Annotated in this window: 14 protein-coding genes and 1 tRNA gene; 9 read left to right on the plus strand and 6 right to left on the minus strand. The window is 61.7% G+C overall.

Going from position 1 to position 18,623, the window contains the following annotated elements; genetic code table 11:
* Positions 1–48 precede the first annotated feature (48 nt).
* Positions 49–903, plus strand: coding sequence for a CapA family protein (locus VDQ28_RS16790; protein WP_323037022.1), 855 nt, complete (start codon positions 49–51; stop codon positions 901–903).
* Complete coding sequence (locus VDQ28_RS16795; protein WP_323037023.1) at positions 900–1,223, plus strand: hypothetical protein; 324 nt, start codon at positions 900–902, stop codon at positions 1,221–1,223. The genes VDQ28_RS16790 and VDQ28_RS16795 overlap by 4 nt, the downstream gene beginning before the upstream one ends.
* A 246-nt stretch (positions 1,224–1,469) precedes the next feature.
* Here VDQ28_RS16795 and VDQ28_RS16800 read toward each other — a convergent pair whose 3' ends face one another.
* From VDQ28_RS16800 to fumC, 3 genes are all read right to left on the minus strand, one after another.
* Positions 1,470–1,661 carry a DUF4169 family protein gene (locus VDQ28_RS16800; protein ID WP_323037024.1) on the minus strand — a complete coding sequence of 64 codons (192 nt, stop codon included), beginning with the start codon at positions 1,659–1,661 and terminating at the stop codon, positions 1,470–1,472.
* Complete coding sequence (locus tag VDQ28_RS16805) at positions 1,658–2,506, minus strand: neutral zinc metallopeptidase (RefSeq protein WP_323037025.1); 849 nt, start codon at positions 2,504–2,506, stop codon at positions 1,658–1,660. The genes VDQ28_RS16800 and VDQ28_RS16805 overlap by 4 nt, the downstream gene beginning before the upstream one ends.
* A 102-nt stretch (positions 2,507–2,608) precedes the next feature.
* Positions 2,609–4,009: a class II fumarate hydratase gene (gene fumC / locus VDQ28_RS16810; RefSeq protein WP_323037026.1), complete on the minus strand. Its 1,401-nt coding sequence runs from the start codon at positions 4,007–4,009 to the stop codon at positions 2,609–2,611.
* A gap of 243 nt (positions 4,010–4,252) precedes the next feature.
* Between fumC and VDQ28_RS16815 the strand changes: the two genes are divergently transcribed.
* Entirely contained in the window at positions 4,253–6,001 is a 1,749-nt protein-coding gene (locus VDQ28_RS16815) for a hypothetical protein (protein WP_323037027.1), read from the plus strand.
* Between the two features lie 11 nt (positions 6,002–6,012).
* Entirely contained in the window at positions 6,013–7,017 is a 1,005-nt protein-coding gene (locus VDQ28_RS16820; protein WP_323037028.1) for an SUMF1/EgtB/PvdO family nonheme iron enzyme, read from the plus strand.
* Between the two features lie 57 nt (positions 7,018–7,074).
* Here VDQ28_RS16820 and VDQ28_RS16825 read toward each other — a convergent pair whose 3' ends face one another.
* Positions 7,075–7,932, minus strand: coding sequence for an urea carboxylase-associated family protein (locus tag VDQ28_RS16825; RefSeq protein ID WP_323037029.1), 858 nt, complete (start codon positions 7,930–7,932; stop codon positions 7,075–7,077).
* A gap of 150 nt (positions 7,933–8,082) precedes the next feature.
* Here VDQ28_RS16825 and VDQ28_RS16830 point away from each other — a divergent pair, with 150 nt between their 5' ends.
* The 5 genes from VDQ28_RS16830 to VDQ28_RS16850 all read left to right on the plus strand — a co-directional run bounded on the left by VDQ28_RS16830 (position 8,083) and on the right by VDQ28_RS16850 (position 16,153).
* A complete protein-coding gene (locus tag VDQ28_RS16830) occupies positions 8,083–12,135 on the plus strand; it encodes a PAS domain S-box protein (protein ID WP_323037030.1) in 4,053 nt (1,350 codons plus the stop codon).
* A 61-nt stretch (positions 12,136–12,196) separates the two neighbouring features.
* The gene (locus VDQ28_RS16835; protein WP_323037031.1) at positions 12,197–14,206 is read left to right on the plus strand and encodes a hydantoinase/oxoprolinase family protein; all 2,010 of its coding nucleotides are present in this window, start codon (positions 12,197–12,199) and stop codon (positions 14,204–14,206) included.
* Positions 14,207–14,253: 47 nt separating this feature from the next.
* Positions 14,254–14,343 (plus strand) — tRNA-Ser (locus tag VDQ28_RS16840).
* Positions 14,344–14,733: 390 nt separating this feature from the next.
* Positions 14,734–15,564 carry a DUF3883 domain-containing protein gene (locus VDQ28_RS16845; protein WP_323037032.1) on the plus strand — a complete coding sequence of 277 codons (831 nt, stop codon included), beginning with the start codon at positions 14,734–14,736 and terminating at the stop codon, positions 15,562–15,564.
* A gap of 175 nt (positions 15,565–15,739) precedes the next feature.
* Entirely contained in the window at positions 15,740–16,153 is a 414-nt protein-coding gene (locus tag VDQ28_RS16850) for a hypothetical protein (RefSeq protein ID WP_323037033.1), read from the plus strand.
* Between the two features lie 68 nt (positions 16,154–16,221).
* On the opposite strand, the gene istB is transcribed toward VDQ28_RS16850, so the two are convergent.
* Together istB and istA are read right to left on the minus strand one after the other, a co-directional pair.
* Positions 16,222–17,016 (minus strand): IS21-like element helper ATPase IstB, encoded by a 795-nt coding sequence (gene istB / locus VDQ28_RS16855; protein WP_323034836.1) that lies wholly within the window; start codon positions 17,014–17,016, stop codon positions 16,222–16,224.
* Positions 17,006–18,538 carry an IS21 family transposase gene (gene istA / locus VDQ28_RS16860; RefSeq protein ID WP_323034837.1) on the minus strand — a complete coding sequence of 511 codons (1,533 nt, stop codon included), beginning with the start codon at positions 18,536–18,538 and terminating at the stop codon, positions 17,006–17,008. The genes istB and istA overlap by 11 nt, the downstream gene beginning before the upstream one ends.
* Positions 18,539–18,623: the final 85 nt, after the last annotated feature.

Here is an 18,623-nt window from a genome sequence, read left to right on the forward strand (position 1 = left end):
GCAGCGCGGCGGGATTGACCGCCGCGTCGCCGCGTGTTTGCTAAAGTCATGCGTTTATTCATCGCCGCTCTCCTGCTGACTTGGGGCACGTCGGCCTCGGCCCAGCAAGTCTGCGCGCCAAACGCCCTGCCGCAAGTCAACACCTGTACCGATACGCGCCGCGTCAGCCTGGCCCTTGTTGGCGATGTGTTGCTGCACCGCGCCTTGCAATGGCGCGGCTATGCGCGCGGCTTTGCCTCGATCTGGCAAGAGGCAATTCCTCTGCTCTCTGCCGCGGATCTCTCCATCGCCAATCTCGAAGGTCCGGCTGCCGCTGGCTATACCGCCGATGGCCGCCGCGGTCCCGATCCCGGCCGACGGCTGGATGATCTGGTTTACACCGGGTATCCGCGCTTCAACTATCATCCCGTGGTCATTGATGACCTGCGCGCGGCGGGGGTGGATATTGTCACGACCGCCAACAATCACGCGCTGGACCGTGGCGCGGGCGGGCTGTCGGCAACGCTTGACGCGCTCGACAGGGCCCGGATGCAGCATGTGGGCGCGGTTTCCTCGGGCACACCGCGCGTCACGCCGCTGCGCCTTGCGACGCAGGTTGGCGACCTGTCCTTGATTGCGTGCACCTTTGGCACGAACGGTATTGCCGACCCACGCGGCCAAGTGCCGCTTTGTCATGAACATCGTGCGCAAGTGCTGCGCGCCATCGCACAAGAGGCGGCGCGCGGTGCGGGTGTTCTGGTGCTGCCGCATTGGGGGCAGGAATATGTGCTGACCCCCAATGCCCGGCAACGCCGCCTTGCGCGCGAGATGGTGGCGGCGGGGGCGATGGCCGTGGTCGGCACGCATCCGCATGTGCCGCAGCCTTGGGACATGATGCAAGGCGCGGCGGAATTGCCCCGGTGATCTATTCCACCGGGAATTTCGTGGCCGCGCAGCCCCCCCTTGAGCGCGCGACTTCGGTTCTGGTTTGGATGGAGCTGTGCGCGGGTCCACGCGGACCACGGGTTTCCGGCGCAGGCTATGTGCCGTTGCAGATGGAGTTCGAGGGGGCCGACCCGTCGCTGACGCTGCCGCGACCCGGCATGGGCGGCCGTGCCGAGGCTGGCCGCGCGCTGCTGGCCCGTCTGATCCCCGGCCATGACCTGACACAAGCAACCGACTGCCGCAGGCCTGGGCGCGTGCCATCGTCACCGCGCACGCCGGGGGCGATCATTGACCGTTGACCTCTGGAGCGACGGCGTTTTGTTGTCCTGCGCGCTGGTCCGATCCGGGTGGCGGGCGGTGTGACCTCGCGGTGACCGATGATGCAGATAGCAAGCCGGGTGACGACCTTCGATTAACCGTTCACGTCGCGGATGCGCCGCATATCCATGCGGATTGGCGCAACTTGGCACGCGGTCCATGGGGGCGGATCGCGCGACAGCTGTCGATCGAGGCTTGCCGCGCCTCTTACGTTTCCGCGACAGGCGCTAATCCGCTAAGTCCGGGTCGCGTTGATGCCCGTCCAGATCGCGGCGCGCTTTGTCGGCGCGGGCTTTGGTCAGCGCCACGTCCTGTTTGCTGCGCCCATGTTTGGCCGCGTTGAGATCGCCAGACTGACGGTCGGCTTTTCGCGCATCCTGCTTGCGCCGGGTGCGCAGGTTGATGATCTTTGCCGTCATAGGCTTCGCGCGCCGAAGGTGTCGCAGGTGCGAGGATCGCCCTCAGAATACCCGGCAAAAAACCAGCGCTGGCGTTGTTCCGAGGTGCCGTGGGTAAAGCTGTCGGGAACCACGCGCCCGCCAGCGGCGCGTTGCAGCGCATCATCCCCGATCCGCGCCGCTGTGCGCAAGGCCTCGCGGATATCGGTGTCCGAGACCTGCAACCGATCCGCCGCGGCGCGCGCCCAGATCCCGGCGTAGCAATCCGCCTGCAATTCAAGCCGCACCGACAAGGCGTTGCTGTCCGCCGCCGAGGCCCGGCTGCGTTGTGCGTTCACCTGCGAGAGCGTACCCAGCAGATTCTGGACGTGATGCGCGACTTCATGGGCAATCACATAGGCATTGGCAAAGTCGCCGCCCGCCTGAAGTTGCTGCTCCATGACCCGAAAGAAATCGGTGTCGAGGTAAACCCGCTGATCGCCGGGGCAATAAAACGGCCCCATCGCCGATTGCGCCTGTCCGCAGCCCGACGCCGTGCCACCGGAATAGAGCACCAGCACCGTGTCGTCATAGTCCAGATTGGACTGCCGGAAAATCTGGCCCCAGACCTGCTCGGTTTCCGCGAGAACCGTGGCCACAAAGGCTTCTTGATCGTCGTCGATCTGGTTTGGGCCACGGGGCGCAGACGAGGATTGCGTCGTCGGAACCCCGCCGCCACCAAGAAGCCCTGACACATCAACGCCGAAATACGCGCCGACCAGCAGGACGATCAGTGTCGCGCCGATCCCCAGGCGCCCGCCGCCAGAGCCGCCACCGCGCCGTCTGTCATCGATGTTGCGGCTTGTCCGCCGTCCGCGCCATTGCATGGTGACCACCCCTGAGAAATCGAGCCTAGGTTGACCTCAACCCGCGCAAAGTCAAATGGTTCCGCAAACTCAGGCCGCGTCCGGCGGGCATTTGCCGTCCGATCAGCCCTTGGGGCCGATCATATCCTCGGGCCGCACGATCCGGTCGAAGGTCTCGCCATCGACAAAGCCCAGCGCAATCGCCTCTTCGCGCAGCGTGGTGCCGTTTTTATGCGCGGTTTTGGCGACTTTGGTGGCGTTGTCATAGCCGATGGTCGGGGCCAAAGCGGTGACCAGCATCAGCGATTCCTTCATCAGCTTGTCGATACGCGCGATATTGGCCTTGGTGCCGACGACCATGTTGTCGGTGAAGGCGCTGGCGCTGTCGCCCAGAAGCTGCATGGATTGCAACACGTTATACGACATCATCGGGTTGTAGACGTTCAACTCGAAATGCCCTTGCGAGCCGGCAAAGCCCACCGCCGCATCGTTGCCCATGACATGCGCGCAAACCATGGTCAGCGCCTCGGCCTGGGTCGGGTTGACCTTGCCCGGCATGATCGACGAGCCCGGCTCGTTTTCCGGCAGGATCAATTCGCCAAGGCCGGAACGCGGGCCGGACCCCAAGAGCCGCATGTCGTTGGCGATCTTGAACAGCGACGCGGCCACGGTCTTGAGCGCGCCCGAGAACATGACCATCGCGTCATGCGCGGCCAAAGCCTCGAATTTGTTCGGCGCGGTGACGAATGGCAGGCCGGTGATCTCGGCCATATTGGCGGCGACCATCTCGGCCCAGCCTTTTTGCGTGTTCAACCCGGTGCCGACCGCCGTGCCGCCCTGCGCCAATTCGTAAATGTCAGGCAGACAGGACTCGACCCGCTCGATGCCCTTTTTCACCTGATGCGCATAGCCGCCGAATTCCTGGCCCAGCGTCAAAGGCGTCGCATCCTGCGTATGGGTGCGCCCGATCTTGATGATATCCTTGAATTCTTCGGATTTCGCGGCCAAGGCGGCGTGCAGTTTGCGCAGACCCGGCAGCAGCACGTCGCGCGCCTGCATGGCAATACCGACGTGCATCGCGGTCGGGAACGTGTCGTTCGAGGACTGCCCCATGTTGCAGTGATCATTCGGGTGCACGGGTTTCTTCGACCCCATCACGCCGCCCAGCATCTCGATCGCGCGGTTCGAGATCACCTCGTTGGCGTTCATGTTCGACTGCGTGCCCGAGCCGGTTTGCCACACGACCAGCGGGAAATTGTCATCGAACTTGCCCGCGATCACCTCGCCGGCTGCCGCAACAATCGCGTCCGCGATTTTGGCGTCGAGTGTGCCCAAAGTCTTGTTGGCCTGCGCACACGCCTGTTTCACGACACCCAAGGCGCGGATGATCGGCACGGGTTGACGCTCCCAGCCGATGGGGAAATTGATGATCGAGCGTTGGGTTTGCGCGCCCCAGTATTTATCGGCGGGCACTTCCAGAGGGCCAAAGCTGTCGGTTTCGGTGCGGGTGGTGGTCGCGGTCATGACGCTCTCCTGATGGTTTGCGGTGTCTTAGCCATCGGCTCGGGAAAAATCAATCGGTATGCGCTGGTATGCCGTTGACGCCAGCCTCAGCGCCCCCATCACACATGGTTGAGGCAATCCAGCTCTTTGCCCTGCCCTGTTGCTTGAATCGCCTGATTATCGCAAGCTGCGCTGGAATATGCCCGAAGGCCGAATTAAGGTCGCATGGACTGACAAGATATTTCGCGAATTAGGAGAACGACATTGACGATCGCCGGACTTTCGCCCCGCAGGCGTGTCGCCGCATTTCTGGCCACACTCGCCGCAGGGACCGCGACCGCCCCTGCCTTTGCAGATACACTGGCCCCGTGGTACATGCCCGCCGCCCAACGTGCCGCGCAATTCGCCGATTTCCGCGAGGATACGCGCCGCTCGGTGATTGAATTCCAACCGTTTCGGGTCGAGCTGAACGGAGTCGGCGCCGATGGCACGACCCTGCGCCTTACCTCTCTGAATCCTTTTGTAAATGCTTGGTTCCTGCTGGAAACGGGACAGGGTCGCGAGGCGCGCAGCTGGCACCTTGAGAATATCGCGCCGGAGTTGTTCACCGTGTCTCTGGGCGAAAACAACGCCGAACTGGTGATCGAAAGCGATGCCGGCACCGTGACCTGCACCCCATGGGAGGGTGAACTTGAGGACGCCCGGCGGCAGGGCCTGCCGTATGCACCGATCTGCGAGGGGCGTTTGTTTTTGCGCAGTCGTGGCTCGGGCAGCCGTACGATGCGCGAATCCGTCACCGAATTTCTGCGCGATTATGTGCCCTTTGGCGAAAACCTGATCAACCTGATCAAGGACACGCTCTATGAGGATGCCTACCTGACCAGCGCCCAGACCATGAACGAGGCCGAGGCTGGCGCGGTGGTGGCGGCTCTGGGGCAGGCCAATCTGCGCTCTCACCCGGTGATGCGCTCGCAGTTGCGGGTGGATCTGGTCGGCGCGGACAGCACGCAGATGGAGGCCGGAAGCTGGTATGCCGTGCAAAACGCGCCCGGCATTTACGCCAGTGTCGTGCAGCCGGGCATGGTCAGCCAGGAGGTCTTGGATGTTTCGGGGGCCAATTGGCTGGACGGGGTCGAAAACCGCGCGGATGTGCATCTCTTTGCCTTCGACATGAGCCGCTTTGACCTGCGCTATGAAATCGGCACCTCGCACCCCGAGGTGGACTGGTCGCCGCGCCCCTCGGGCCGGGGTCGCGACTATAATCTGCCGGGGCCCGACGGGTTCGGCACGGTCGATCCCTTGCAAATGACCGGCATGTTGAATCCGATCTTCATGGATCGCCTGGCGGGCATCTTTGCCGGCGGGTTCAAGCGCGACCATGGCGCGTGGCGGCTGACGGATTTCGCCTATACCAACCACGGCCACCATTACGGGTTCCTGGTCAACGGCGTGATCCTCAGTCGGCTTCAACCGGGGCTGGCCACGATCTTCGTGCTGCAGGATGGCTCGGTGCATATGGCAATCTGGGGCGACGATCTGAACGTTCTGCTGCCACATATCCGCTTTGCCCGCCAGAACGGCACGGCTGTCATCCAACCTGACCCTGAAACCGGCGTCGGCGTTCCGGGTGAACAGGTGCGCAGCTGGATGGGAGGCAACTGGTCCGGCTCGGCCGAGGCGCAATTGCGCACCCTGCGCTCGGGTCTGTGTATGCGTGAGGTGGATGGCCGTCAGATGTTGATCTACGCCGTGTTCAGTTCCGCAACGCCGTCGGGCATGGCGCGGACCTTCCAGGCCTATGGCTGCGACTTTGCGATGCTGCTGGACATGAACTCGCTCGACCTGACCTATTCGGCGATCTACACCCGAGAGCCGGGGTCCGAAGAGTTCGATATCGTGCATCTGGACCGCCGCATGGGCGAAAGCGACTCGCGTCACCGCGATGGCACCCCGATGGGCCGCTTTATCGAGTTTTCGGACAATCGCGATTTCTTCTATCTTCTACGGCGCTGAAGGAGATCAGCATGAAACCATTCCTTCCCTATCTGATGGCGCTGGGTCTTGCCCTGACGCCTCTGGCGCTGCCTTCCGGGGCGCAGGCACAAACGCTGGCCCAGAACAACGAGGCAATGTTTGCCGAAATGCAGGCGGTGCGGGGTGTTTCATCCAGTGCGATGTCGCGCATTCGCCAGATTTTCGCGGGGTCGTCATGGATCGGTCAGGGCAACCCGGCGATCACGCGCCATCCGATGACCCCTGAGCAAGCCGCAGAACGGCAGGGCGGCACGGTGGACAGTGTGCGTCGCCACTATCGCAACGCCCGGTTCGAGAGGATCTGCGGCCACCCCTACGAGGTGCCGCTTTATGACCCTGCAACCCAAAGCCCCGAGGACGCCACGGTGTGCGCCTTCATGTTCGAGTATCCGAACGTGCCGCTGGCCTATCCGGTCACCTGGGTGACGGCACGCGAAGCTGCCCTGTTGTGTGCCGCCGAGGGCGCGCGCATGGGCGACGCGCATGAATGGGAAGGTGCCGCGGCAGGTGCGCTGTTGCCGCCGGACTATCCGTTCCAGTTAGGCTCTCCGCAAGCGATGCGCGCCTGGCACAACAATCGCTACGCCAACCAGTCCAACGTCTATTCGATCGGCACCTGGCGCAGCGGCGTTTGCGCCACGGGCAGCTCCAAAAGCGGCAGTTGCAATGGCGGCAGCTTTACTGGCTGCGGCTCGAACACCTATCCGGCCGGGTCGTTCCCGCAATGTCACAGCCCGCTGGGGGTCTATGACATCGACGGCAACGCCGCCGAACACATGAACCTGCCGTTGAACGAGAGCCAAATGGCCAGCCGTGGATCGACCGAGTTGGGCGTTACGGAAATGAAGGGCTCGTGGTTCATCTGGGACACAGTGCGCGCGCATCCCCACTGGGCACGCTGGCGCGCGCCGTTCTGGCATGGCTCGCGGGTGATGGCGCAAAACAGCCATCGCAACTATCACCTTGGGTTCCGCTGTTTCCGCGACGTCCGGTAAAGGGCGGGCCTGCGCATCGAAATCCCTGGGGGCGTGCGGTGGCGCGCCCCTTTTGCGTTACAGCCCGTGGCTGCGGTCATACCCATTCGCGGCCGGGGATTGCCACGCTGCCAAGACCGCCGGATCGGGTTGAAACACCTCGACCCGCAGCGGATGGCATCGCGCGGCATCGGAAGAGTGCTCGGCGCCGCAATCCCCTCCCGGGCAGGCCGACAACACCCCCATCAGATCAAGTTCCGCAAAGAAATCAATGTAATCCCCTTGGCGCACCGGGCTGGCCTTCATGAAATACTGGCCCGTGTCGGCGGTAAATCCGGTGCACATGAACACATTGAGCACGTCATGCACCAAGCCTTCGGCCACGTCTGCCTTCACCCCCTGCCCGACCAAGGCGCGCGTCAGATTGGAATGGCAGCAGTGGTGGTAATGGTCCCCGCCCGACAGCAGATGATGCGTATAAGGGTCGCAGCGCGTGCCGATCACGTCATGCACACGCCCGCCGAACGCATCCACCCCATACCACGCCAGCGTATCGGCGATCACCGTCGCCATTGGCCGCAGATACGGAAACCCCGACCACATGCGGTCCCCCACGGACAGATGCGTTCCATGCAGGGCGCGGGTTTTGCCCGAATAAAACCGCTCCTGAAGGTCGCCGGCGCGGAACAGGTTCAGATCACCGACCTGCGCCCCCTCGGGGCAAGAAATGCGAAATACTTGCCCCGCCTTGGCGAAAAAGGCGCGCCCTTCGCGAGGGGGGACATGCGATTCTCCGATCTTTTTCATGCCGGACCGGGCCCGCAGATACAGCGCCATATCGGGCTGCGGCAAGGTTTCGGTCGGATAGCAGATAACCGGGCGGACGGCGCGCCGCGTGTCGGCATCAGGTGGCGCGGCATTGGGGCGTGACGGCATGGCGTGCTCCGGAATGTGGATGGGCGCAGAGTGCCGTGGACGGCATCCTTCTGCAAGCGGCGCAAGCAATTCTGCGCTCATTTCCGACGTTAACGATTTTTCAAGCTGAAAGCGTGTTAACTCCCTGCTACTCTCGTCTAGGAGGAATGTATGCGGACGAGTATTTTGAAAGACGCTGAACACCACGCCGAGCAATTGGACCTGACGTTCGAACAAGCTTCCGCACTTGTGATTGATTCGCTGGGGATTTTGTTGCGCGCGGCGCCGGGCGATCTCGACCGGGCCATTCATACCGTTCTGGCGCGTCTGGCCAAGACCGTGGGCGCCGAGCGCGCGCATGTCTTGCTGCGGGTGGAAGACACCTGGATGAGCGCCCATGAATGGTGCGCCGACAGCGTTGCACCCCGGCTCGCGCCGCATCACACATTGTCGGCTATCGAAGCGAGCACCTTGAACGCACAGGACGCTGGCACCGGCGCGATTTACACCTGCACCGTTGCGTCGCTTCCCTCGGGGCCACACCGGCAGTTATTGATGGCGCATGGCGTGCAATCCCAGATCGTCGTGCACTTCCCGCCCGAGGCCGCCGTCACGGGATTGATCGGGCTGGAACGGGTCATAAGCCCGCAAGGGTTTCCAGAGATTGTCGGCTGGCTCTTGCAATCGCTGGGCGACGGTGTCTCCGCGACCCTGGCGCGACGCGACGCGGAAACCCATTTGCGCAAGACCAGAACGCAACAATCCGAAACGCTGGAACGATTGCGCGCCACGCTGGCCGCCATGCCAGAGTTGCTGCTGGAAATGGATGACGACGGCCGATGCGTGGACTTCCACTGCTCGGCCCCCGATCTCCTGGTCGCGCCACCCGCGGAAGTCCTGGGCAAATCCCTGGAGGAGACCCTGCCACCGGCGATTGCGCTGTTGCAACGTCGCGGCATGAACGAAGCTCGCCAGAACGGGACCGCTCAGGTCGGCCCCTATGCGCTGGGCAAAGGCGACAATCAGCGTTGGTATACGCTGACAATCGCAAAGCGCGGCGGTGCAGAGGATCGGCAAGGGTTCGTCTTTCGGATAACCGATGTGACGCCGCAACGTGATCGGGAATCTGAAAACACGATGTTGGTCGAAATGGCGCGTCGGATGACCAACATGGCTATGGTGCTGGACCCCGATCTGCGAATTCGCTGGATGAACGCAGCGCTGGAAACCCGTTCGGGATATAGTTTGGCCGAGGTGCGCGGGCGCTTTCCGACCGATTTTACCGACCCGACGGCAAGCCCGAATGAAATTGCCAAGATCAACAGCGCACTGCAAACGCGAACTCCGGTTCGGGCGGAGATCAACAAGCGTGATCGCAACGGCACCTCGTTCAGCGTGGCAATTGATATCCAACCCATGCGCCGCGCCGACGGCGTTTTCGAAGGGTTCATTGTCATTGAAACGGACATCACCGAGCGCAAACACCACGAGGCCGCCCTCGAGCGCCTCGCATCCGAGGCTGACGCCGCACGCCTGAAGCTGCAATCGGCCATCGACTCGATCCCGGATTCCTTTGCAATGTATGACGCCGATGATCGTTTGATGATCTTCAACACCGAATACATGAAATCGATGCCCGCAGCGGCGGACAAGGTCAAAGTGGGCATGACGTTTTCGGATATTATTGACAAAGCCCTTGCCGCAGGTGCGTTCCCCGATGCCCTCGGTCGCGAGGAGGCGTGGAAATCTCAACGTATGCTCCAGCACGAGCAGGCCAAGGGGGATTTTGAGCTGCGGCTCAGCAATGGTCACTGGATGCGGGCCTATGAACGTCCCACGCCCGATGGTGGCCGGGTGATCTTGCGCTCCGATATCACCGCCCTCAAACACGCGGAAAAGCGCTTGAACGAGATCATCGACGGCGCGAGGATCGGCACCTGGGAATACAGCGTCGCCACCAACACCGCGGTCCTGAACGAGCACTGGGCGGCAATGCTCGGCGCCGAGCCGAATGCACTGCCATTCATTGACGCGGAGCAATTTCCACGCCTCATCGATCCGATCGACTACACCCGCATTCGGGCGGCGATGCGGGCAGTCCTTTCGGGCGATAAGGAGCGATTGGAACAGGAAATCAAACTGCGGCATCGTGATGGTCATTGGGTTCATGTTCTGCTGCGGGGTCAGATTATTGACGGCGACAAACCCCATGATCAGCGCCGCATCAGCGGTGTCGGGCTCGATCTGACCGAGCGACGACACGCGGAAAACCGTCTGCAAAACATCCTTGAGGCGTCTTCGGTCGGCACCTGGCAGCTGAACAATGACTCGGGCAATATCATCATTGACGAACAATACGCCGCGATGCTCGGCTATACGCGCGATGAGCTTTTGCCCTGGACCAAGTCGCGGTTTGAGAGCTTGCTTCACCCGATGGATATTCCACGGCTGCAAGCGGGGCTGGCGGCCCTGTATCGCGCGCAAAAATCCACCATCAGCCATGAGTTCCGAATGCGCCATCGCGACGGGCACTGGATCTGGATCCTGTCGCGGGTTCGTGTGTCGCGTTGGACGGAAACGGGTGAAGCGGCCGAGGAATCCGGCGTTCATGTCAACATCACCGAGAGCAAGGTTCGCGAGGCCGCCCTGGCGGACGCCAAAAAGGCGCTTGAGCACGCTTTGGACGCGCAAAAAGCCTCCGATCAACGGTTCTCCGATATCGCGGCGGTCTCGGACGAGTGGTTTTGGGAGATGGACGACCAAGACCGCATAGTCTTCATGTCGTCAGGTTTCGAGCGCAATTCAGCCATTCCGGTGGCCAACATGTACGGCAAGACATTGGCGGAAATCGGCTTTCGGCACGATTCAGACAGCGTCAGCGCAGACTGGACATCTTTGGGCAAACTTCTGGGTAAGCGCGAAAAATTCTCGGACTTCTTGTTCGGGATAAACCCGCAACGGGATCGCTCCACCTTGTGGCTTCGCATCAGCGGGACCCCGATCATCCGCCCCGACGGGACCTATGCCGGCTATCGCGGCGTCGGGTCGAACGTGACAGAGTTCATCGCCGCCACCGAGCGCGCCGAAGCGGCAAACCTTGCCAAATCCCGGTTCATTGCGACCATGAGTCACGAGTTGCGCACCCCGCTGACCGGCGTTCTGGGCATGGCAGATCTGCTGGGTGACACCGCCGTATCCGAGCAGCAACGCGAGATGATCGACACCATTCGTGAGTCTGGCGAGGGGTTGTTGGCCATCGTCAATGACATTCTCGACCTGGCAAAAATCGAAGCCGGCAAGATGACGGTCGATCGTCTGGTGTTTACACCAGCCCATCTTTTTCGGCAGGTCCATGCCCTCTTTGCGCCCCGCGCCCATGCACAGGGTCTGGTGCTGGGGTTGGATATCACGCCGGCTTGCTCGAAGCGCCGCCTCGGCGACGCCCATCGCATTCAGCAAATCCTCAACAATCTGGTCAACAATGCGATAAAATTCACCGAAAGCGGCAGCATCAAGATGATCGGGGCTATCGGCCAGAACGAAAACGGCGATTTCCTCGAGATCCGGGTTGTCGATACGGGCATCGGCATGACGGCGGAGCAATCGGCCAAAGTCTGGGATGAGTTCGAACAGGCCGAAGGGTCAACCGCGCGCCGGTTCGGCGGGACCGGACTGGGACTGTCGATCACGCGTCATCTGGTGACCATCATGGGCGGCTCGATCACGCTGGAGACCGCGATAGGTCGCGGAACCAGCATATGCGTTCAGATCCCGTTGGCAGATGCGCCTGCCGCAGAAATCGCGCATAAGACCATAGCGGGTTCCAGTCTCGATGATTTTGCCGGGTTGCGTGTCTTGGTGGCGGATGACAATCGGACCAACCGACAGATCCTGAAAAGCTTGCTGAACAAGGCAAAGATCAACGTGACCCTTGCCGAAGATGGGCATGAGGCGCATCAGCTTTATCGCCCGGATGATTTCGACATGCTCTTGCTTGATATCTCGATGCCCGGGCTCGATGGGATTGGGGCGCTCCACGCGATCCGTGCAACCGAAGCCGCCGCCGGCAGCACACAGGTTCCCGCCTTGGCCGTCACCGCCAATGCCATGCAGCATCAAATCGACGATTATTTGGCGGCCGGCTTTGCGGGTCATGTCGCGAAACCGTTTCGAAAGTCCGAGCTTCTGGCTTCAATTGCCGCCAATCGGGGCGTGAAAGCCTAGTCCCCCCTTTTCATCCCGAGCCGGTCATCCTAGCACAGAGCAACGGCGCGACGGGGGCAACATGGCGATTTTCTTGGGCGTAGATACGGGCGGCACCTATACGGACGCGGTCCTGCTGGATGAAACAACGCAAACCGTTCTGGCCAAAGCCAAAGCACTGACATCGCGCCCCGACCTGACCGAGGGTATCAGCGGCGCAATAGATGCGGTTCTGGCCGATGCATCGCAGGTCTCGCCCGCACAAGTGGCGATGGTTTCGCTGTCGACAACTCTGGCCACGAATGCGCTTGTCGAGGGGCAAGCCAGCCGGGCGGCGCTCGTGATGATCGGTTTCGATACCAGTGAACGCGGCAGCGCCCAATTGACCGAAGCCCTGGGCGACGATCCGTTGATCGAAGTCGGCGGTGGACACCAGCATTCAGGACTCGAGGCCAAACCCCTGGATCGCGCGGCACTGGAAGCCGCCCTCGACGCCCTTCCCCACGGTATCAGCGCCGTCGCTGTCGCGGCTCAATTCGCCACCCGAAACCCCGCCCATGAAATCGAGGCCCGCACCCTGATCCGTGCGCGCACCGGCCTGCCGGTTACCTGCTCGCATGAATTGTCGGCGGGTTTGAACGGCCCGAAACGCGCCTTGACCGCCTTGTTGAACGCACGCCTGATCGCGATGATCGACCGCTTGATCGGCACCTGCGAACGCCATTTGGCGTTGCGCGGGATCGAGGCACCACTGATGGTGGTGCGCGGCGATGGCGCCTTGGTGTCGGCCGCCCTGGTCCGCGAGCGCCCGATCGAGACGATCCTGTCCGGCCCGGCGGCCTCGATCGCTGGTGCGTCGTGGTTGACCGGCCTGTCTGACGCGCTGGTTTCGGATATCGGCGGCACGACCACCGATGTTTGCCTGTTGCGCAACGGAAAACCGGCCATCGACCCGCAGGGCGCACGCGTCGGATCGTTTCGCACGATGGTCGAAGCGGTCGCCATGCGGACCTCGGGATTGGGGGGTGACAGCGAGGTGCACGTTCTTGAGGGATTGCCGGGTGGCCTGCGCCTCGGGCCTCGGCGCGTCATGCCGATTGCCCTTGCCGCGCAGAAATTTCCGGATGTCGTGCTTCCGGCACTGGAAGCGGCCCTTGCCCGCAACCCCGCACCCTTGGAAAGCTGGCACTTTGCCATCCCGCATTTCGTATCCGAGCCCGAGGGCTTGCCCCCCCGCGAGGCCATGATCGCCCTGCGCCTTCTGGCCGGGCCGCGGCTCCTGTCAGAGGTAATTCGCACCAGGATCGAGGTCCCGGCCCTGTTGAGACTGGTGCAGCGCGGCCATGTCTTGCTGTGTGGCCCGACGCCCTCGGACGCCGCCCATGTCCTGGGTCGCCAAACGAGCTGGAACCGCGCTGCGGCGGAAATGGCCTTGACGCTTTTGTCACGCCAGCGCGGCGGCGACGGCAACTCATTGGCCCCCTCCGCCGCCGCAATGGCGCAAACGATTGTCGATCAGCTCACCACCCAGACTGTCACCTGTTTGCTCGAAACCGCGTTTGCCGAAGAGCCACGCAACTGGACGCAACCCCCCGAGGATTTGGCGCGGCACAGCTTGCTGCTTGCTGCACTCGACCGCGCGCCCGGCCTTGTCAAGCTCGCGGCTCATCTGGGGGTGCCCGTCATCGGCTTGGGAGCCTCGGCAAACTGCTACTACGGTGCGGTCGGCACGCGCTTGGGGTGCGACATGGTCGTCCCGGACCACGCGGATGTCGCCAATGCCATCGGCGCGGTGGTCGGCCAGGTTTCGATGCGCGCCGAGGGACAGGTCACCAGCCCCAGCGCGGGTGAATTCATCGCCCACCTGCCCGACGGACCCATCCGCTTTTCCAGCCTCGAACCAGCCGTCGCGGCGCTGGATCAGGCACTTCGCCGGCTCGCGACCGAACTGGCACAGCGGGCCGGCGTCGAGACCCCGCTCCTCAGCCTGGAGCGCGACGATACCGGCGCTGCGGTTGAGGGTCGGCAAATGACGATCGAGGTCCAATTGCGGATCAACGCCACTGGACGCCCGAGAATCGCAAACGGGTGATCCGCATCTTGCAACCCCGCAAACCCGAAGCTAGAAGCTGAGTGGACGGATGGGTGGCCGAGTGGTTTAAGGCTCTAGTCTTGAAAACTAGCGTGCGGGGAACCGTACCGTGGGTTCGAATCCCACCCCATCCGCCATTATCCCCATTGCGAACCAGTGACACCGCCCTGACGGGCACGGATTTTTCCGTGTTATCAAAGGGGTTTGCGGAAACCAACCGAACCTCATAGACGCGCCGCCTAGCCGAAGCTGGGCTCAGAATGACCCTCAGTCTCAGTTTGGGCGAACCTCACCCGTTTCGGTTCGGTCTCGTTTTCTCGTTACCTTTCAATGCACTGCTGCCGAACCCCGCCAAAACCCAAACGTGCGTTCCGAACGACATCGATGGCAACATAGCCAGAACATGCGGTAGGCGCGTTGCTCGGGATGCTAGCGTAAATCGACGGATTTCTTGGGTAGGTTTGCATCCCATTCCCCCAACCGAAACCGCTGATGACAAATGATTTTCCCGCGTCTAGCCTGGCCGCATGTCGAACGGGCCTTGGACAGATGCAGAGAATGACCTGATCGTCGCGGATTACTTCGCGATGCTGTCGGCGGACTTTTCTGGCCAGTCCTATAACAAGGCTGCTCACAATCGCGATCTTCAGAGCCAGATCGACCGCAACCGCAGTTCGATTGAGTTCAAGCACCAGAACATCAGCGCGGTACTCAGGGCCCTCGGAGAGGACTGGATCCCCGGCTACAAGCCCGCGCAAAACTACCAGGGCACACTAGAAGACGCGGTGGCGCGTTGGCTGAAACTCAACCCCGGCTGGCTGTCCCGCATTCCGGAACGGCCCGCGATGGGCCTCCGCGAGGCGGCCCAGCTTTGGATTGGACCGCCCCCGACGCTCAGCAACCAGCCGCCTCCGGCTGAACTTGAGCAAACCATCGCCACCGCCCGCAAATTCGATGTGGCGGAGCGTGATGAGCGCAACCGCGCGCTTGGCCGGGCGGGAGAGGAACGCGCGCTGGCGCATGAGAAAGCGGTGCTGGCTGGCTCCGGGCGCTCTGATCTTGCGTCAAAGGTGCGATGGGTCTCGGAGGAGGATGGCGATGGCGCGGGGTATGATATCGCCAGTTATGCGCCGGATGGTCGGCCCCGTCTGATCGAAGTGAAGACGACCAACGGCTGGGAACGCACACCATTCCATATTTCGCGGAACGAGCTGGCTGTTGCCGACGAACGGCGGGCGGACTGGTGCCTCATGCGGCTCTATCACTTTGCACGGGAGCCGAAGGCGTTCGAACTGCGCCCGCCGCTGGACGCCCACGTGTCGCTGACCGCCACGAGTTTTCAGGCCAGCTTTCACTGAGGGTCAGTTGAGCAGGTGCTGATGCAAAGAGTTTGCTGCGCCAAACGCAGCAGGTGGGTAAGCCGGTCGAATGATGCGAAGTCGTGGCGCTGCTTTGCTGGTGCCAAGCCTCCACTTCGCGTTGAACGAGCTCTCGGCTTTGGATATCAGGCTTCGGTAACTACAGGAGTATTGCATGTTCAATTTGATCGTTTCAGGAGGCCTTGAAAGTGATCGCCGTGGCTCGATTATGGCGGGGCGTGTACTAGAACACACAAGCGAGCCTCTATCACAGAAATTTATGCCCGGCGGCGAGCTGGACATCAGCGCTATACTTGAGCTTCCCACTGTTCTGATGGAGGAAGGCGTTGCAGATGAGGTCGCCTATTTAGGGTGGCTTACTCGTGTGCAAAAGCGCGATCGTGAGTATCTTCTCCAATACACCGTAGATCCAGATATCCCGCGTCTGAACAATGCGGATATCCATGCATTGGCATCTGAACTGCAGATTGACGACTTCGAGTTTCACCGAAATCATTGGGCCATCAAGGACGTGGACCTGTTTCAGGTTTTGTATCGCCAAAAAGCGGCCCAACGCCCTGTGCTGTAGATTTCCACGCGGAAGTGAGCCGGGTTTTCCATCGAGAAGTGAGCCACCTCTAGGTTATGTTTCGGGTTTCAGGCTTTGGTCAATACGTGATTGTCCTCCCTCTTTTTCTGCGCCGCGGTGGCTGCACTGGTTTTGAAGCGGAAGCTGTCGTTGCCGGTCTCGAGGATGTGGCAACGATGGGTCAGGCGGTCGAGGAGTGCGGTCGTCATCTTGGGATCGCCGAAGACGGTGGCCCATTCGCTGAAGCTCAGGTTTGTGGTGATGACGACGCTGGTGCGTTCGTAAAGTTTGCTGAGCAGATGGAAGAGCAGCGCACCGCCTGATGCACTGAACGGCAGGTAGCCGAGCTCGTCGAGGATCACGAGATCCAGGCGGACGAGGCTTTCGGCAAGCTGTCCGGCTTTGCCTTTGGCCTTCTCCTGTTCGAGCGTATTGACGAGCTCGATGGTCGAGAAGAAGCGAACCTTGCGGCGGTGATGCTCGACAGCCTGCACGCCAAGGGCTGTCGCGACATGCGTTTTGCCAGTCCCAGGGCCCCCGATCAGCACAACGTTCTGGGCACCGTCCATGAACTCGCCCCGATGAAGTTGGCGCACCGTGGCCTCATTGATCTCACTGGCCGCGAAGTCGAAGGCGGTCAGATCCTTGTAAGCCGGGAAGCGAGCGGCCTTCATGTGATAGGCAATGGACCGGACCTCCCGCTCGGCCACTTCGGCCTTCAGCAATTGAGCGAGCATCGGCACCGCAGCATCAAAGGCTGGTGCGCCTTGTTCCATGAGGTCGGTGACGGCTTGGGCCATGCCATGCATCTTCAAACTGCGCAGCATGATGATGATGGCACCGCTGGCGGGATCATGACGCATGGCGGCCTCCGGCGGTCCGGGCCCGCAGGCCGTCATAGCGTTCGACATTCGCCTTTGGCTCACTGCGCAAAGCCAGTGCCTGTGGTGTTTCGATGTCCGGCCCACCAATCGTCTTTCCGTCAATAAGACGGTGCAGAAGGTTCAGAACGTGAGTTTTGGTTGCCACGCCCTCAGCCAAGGCCATTTCCACGGCGACGAGCACGGCCTGTTCGTCGTGATGCAGAACCAGCGCCAAGATATCAACCATCTCTCTGTCACCGCCAGGCTTGCGCAACATAAGGTCTTGCAGCCGCTTGAAGGCCGGAGGGAATTCCACGAAGGGCGCGCCGTTCCTGAGCGCACCCGGCTTACGCTGAAGGACGGCCAGATAATGGCGCCAATCGTAAATCGTGCGTGGCGGGAGTTGGTGGCTGCGCTCAATCACCCGCACATGCTCGCACAGGATCTGACCCTCGGCAGCGACCACCAAACGCTCTGGATAAACCCGCAAGCTCACAGGCCGGTTCGCAAACGACGCTGGAACACTGTAGCGGTTGCGCTCGAAGCTGATTAGGCAGGTCGGGGACACCCGTTTGCTATGCTCGACAAAGCCATCGAAGGCGGGCGGCAATGGCATCAGCACGGGGTGTTCTGCGGCCCAGACGTCAGCAACATTCCCCGGCAGTGCTGCATGAGGAATCTCATTCCACAACGCCACACAGCGCTGTTCCAGCCAATCATTCAGGGCCGCGAGATCGGGGAAGTCCGGCATGGGTTGCCACAGACGGTGCCTGGCATCCTGCACATTCTTCTCGATCTGCCCCTTCTCCCAGCCGGCGGCAGGATTGCAGAACGCTGGCTCGAACACGTAATGGTTGGCCATTGCGAGGAAGCGCATGTTGACCTGCCGCTCCTTCCCACGACCGACGCGGTCAACAGCGGTGCGCATATTGTCGTAAATTCCACGCCCTGGAACGCCGCCGAAGACCCGGAACCCGTGGCAGTGAGCGTCGAACAGCATCTCGTGCGTTTGCAGCAGATACGCCCGAACCAGAAAGGCCCGGCTATACGACAGCTTGATATGGGCGACTTGTAGCTTGACGCGCTCGCCGCCCAAAACGGCAAAATCCTCGCTCCAGTCAAACTGGAATGCCTCGCCCGGACGAAACGACAGCGGCACGAAGATGCCGCGCCCTGTTGCCTGCTGCTCTCGCTGCCGATCTGCCCGCCAGTCACGCGCAAAAGCCGCGACCCGACCGTAAGACCCATCAAAGCCAAGCACCACCAGATCGGCATGCAGCTGCTTCAGCGTTCGCCGCTGCTTGCGCGACTTGGCCGCCTCCGTCTTCAGCCAACCGGCAAGCTTCTCGGCGAACGGATCGAGCTTGCTTTGCCGCTCCGGTGTCGCGAACTGCGGCTCGATCGTGCCCGCATTCAGATATTTTGTAATCGTATTGCGCGACAATCCAGTGCGACGCGCAATCTCACGGATCGATAGCTTCTCCCGCAAAGACATCCGTCGAATAATGTTCAAAAGTCCCATGTGTATCACTCCGCTGCTCCCCGTTGCGCATCGCGCTGGGGGAAGGGTCACATGGCTCAAATCTCAGTGGAAATTATCCGTCTAT

The organism is Pararhodobacter sp. (genome assembly GCF_034676545.1).
In the GTDB taxonomy this organism is placed as follows: Bacteria; Pseudomonadota; Alphaproteobacteria; order Rhodobacterales; family Rhodobacteraceae; genus Pararhodobacter.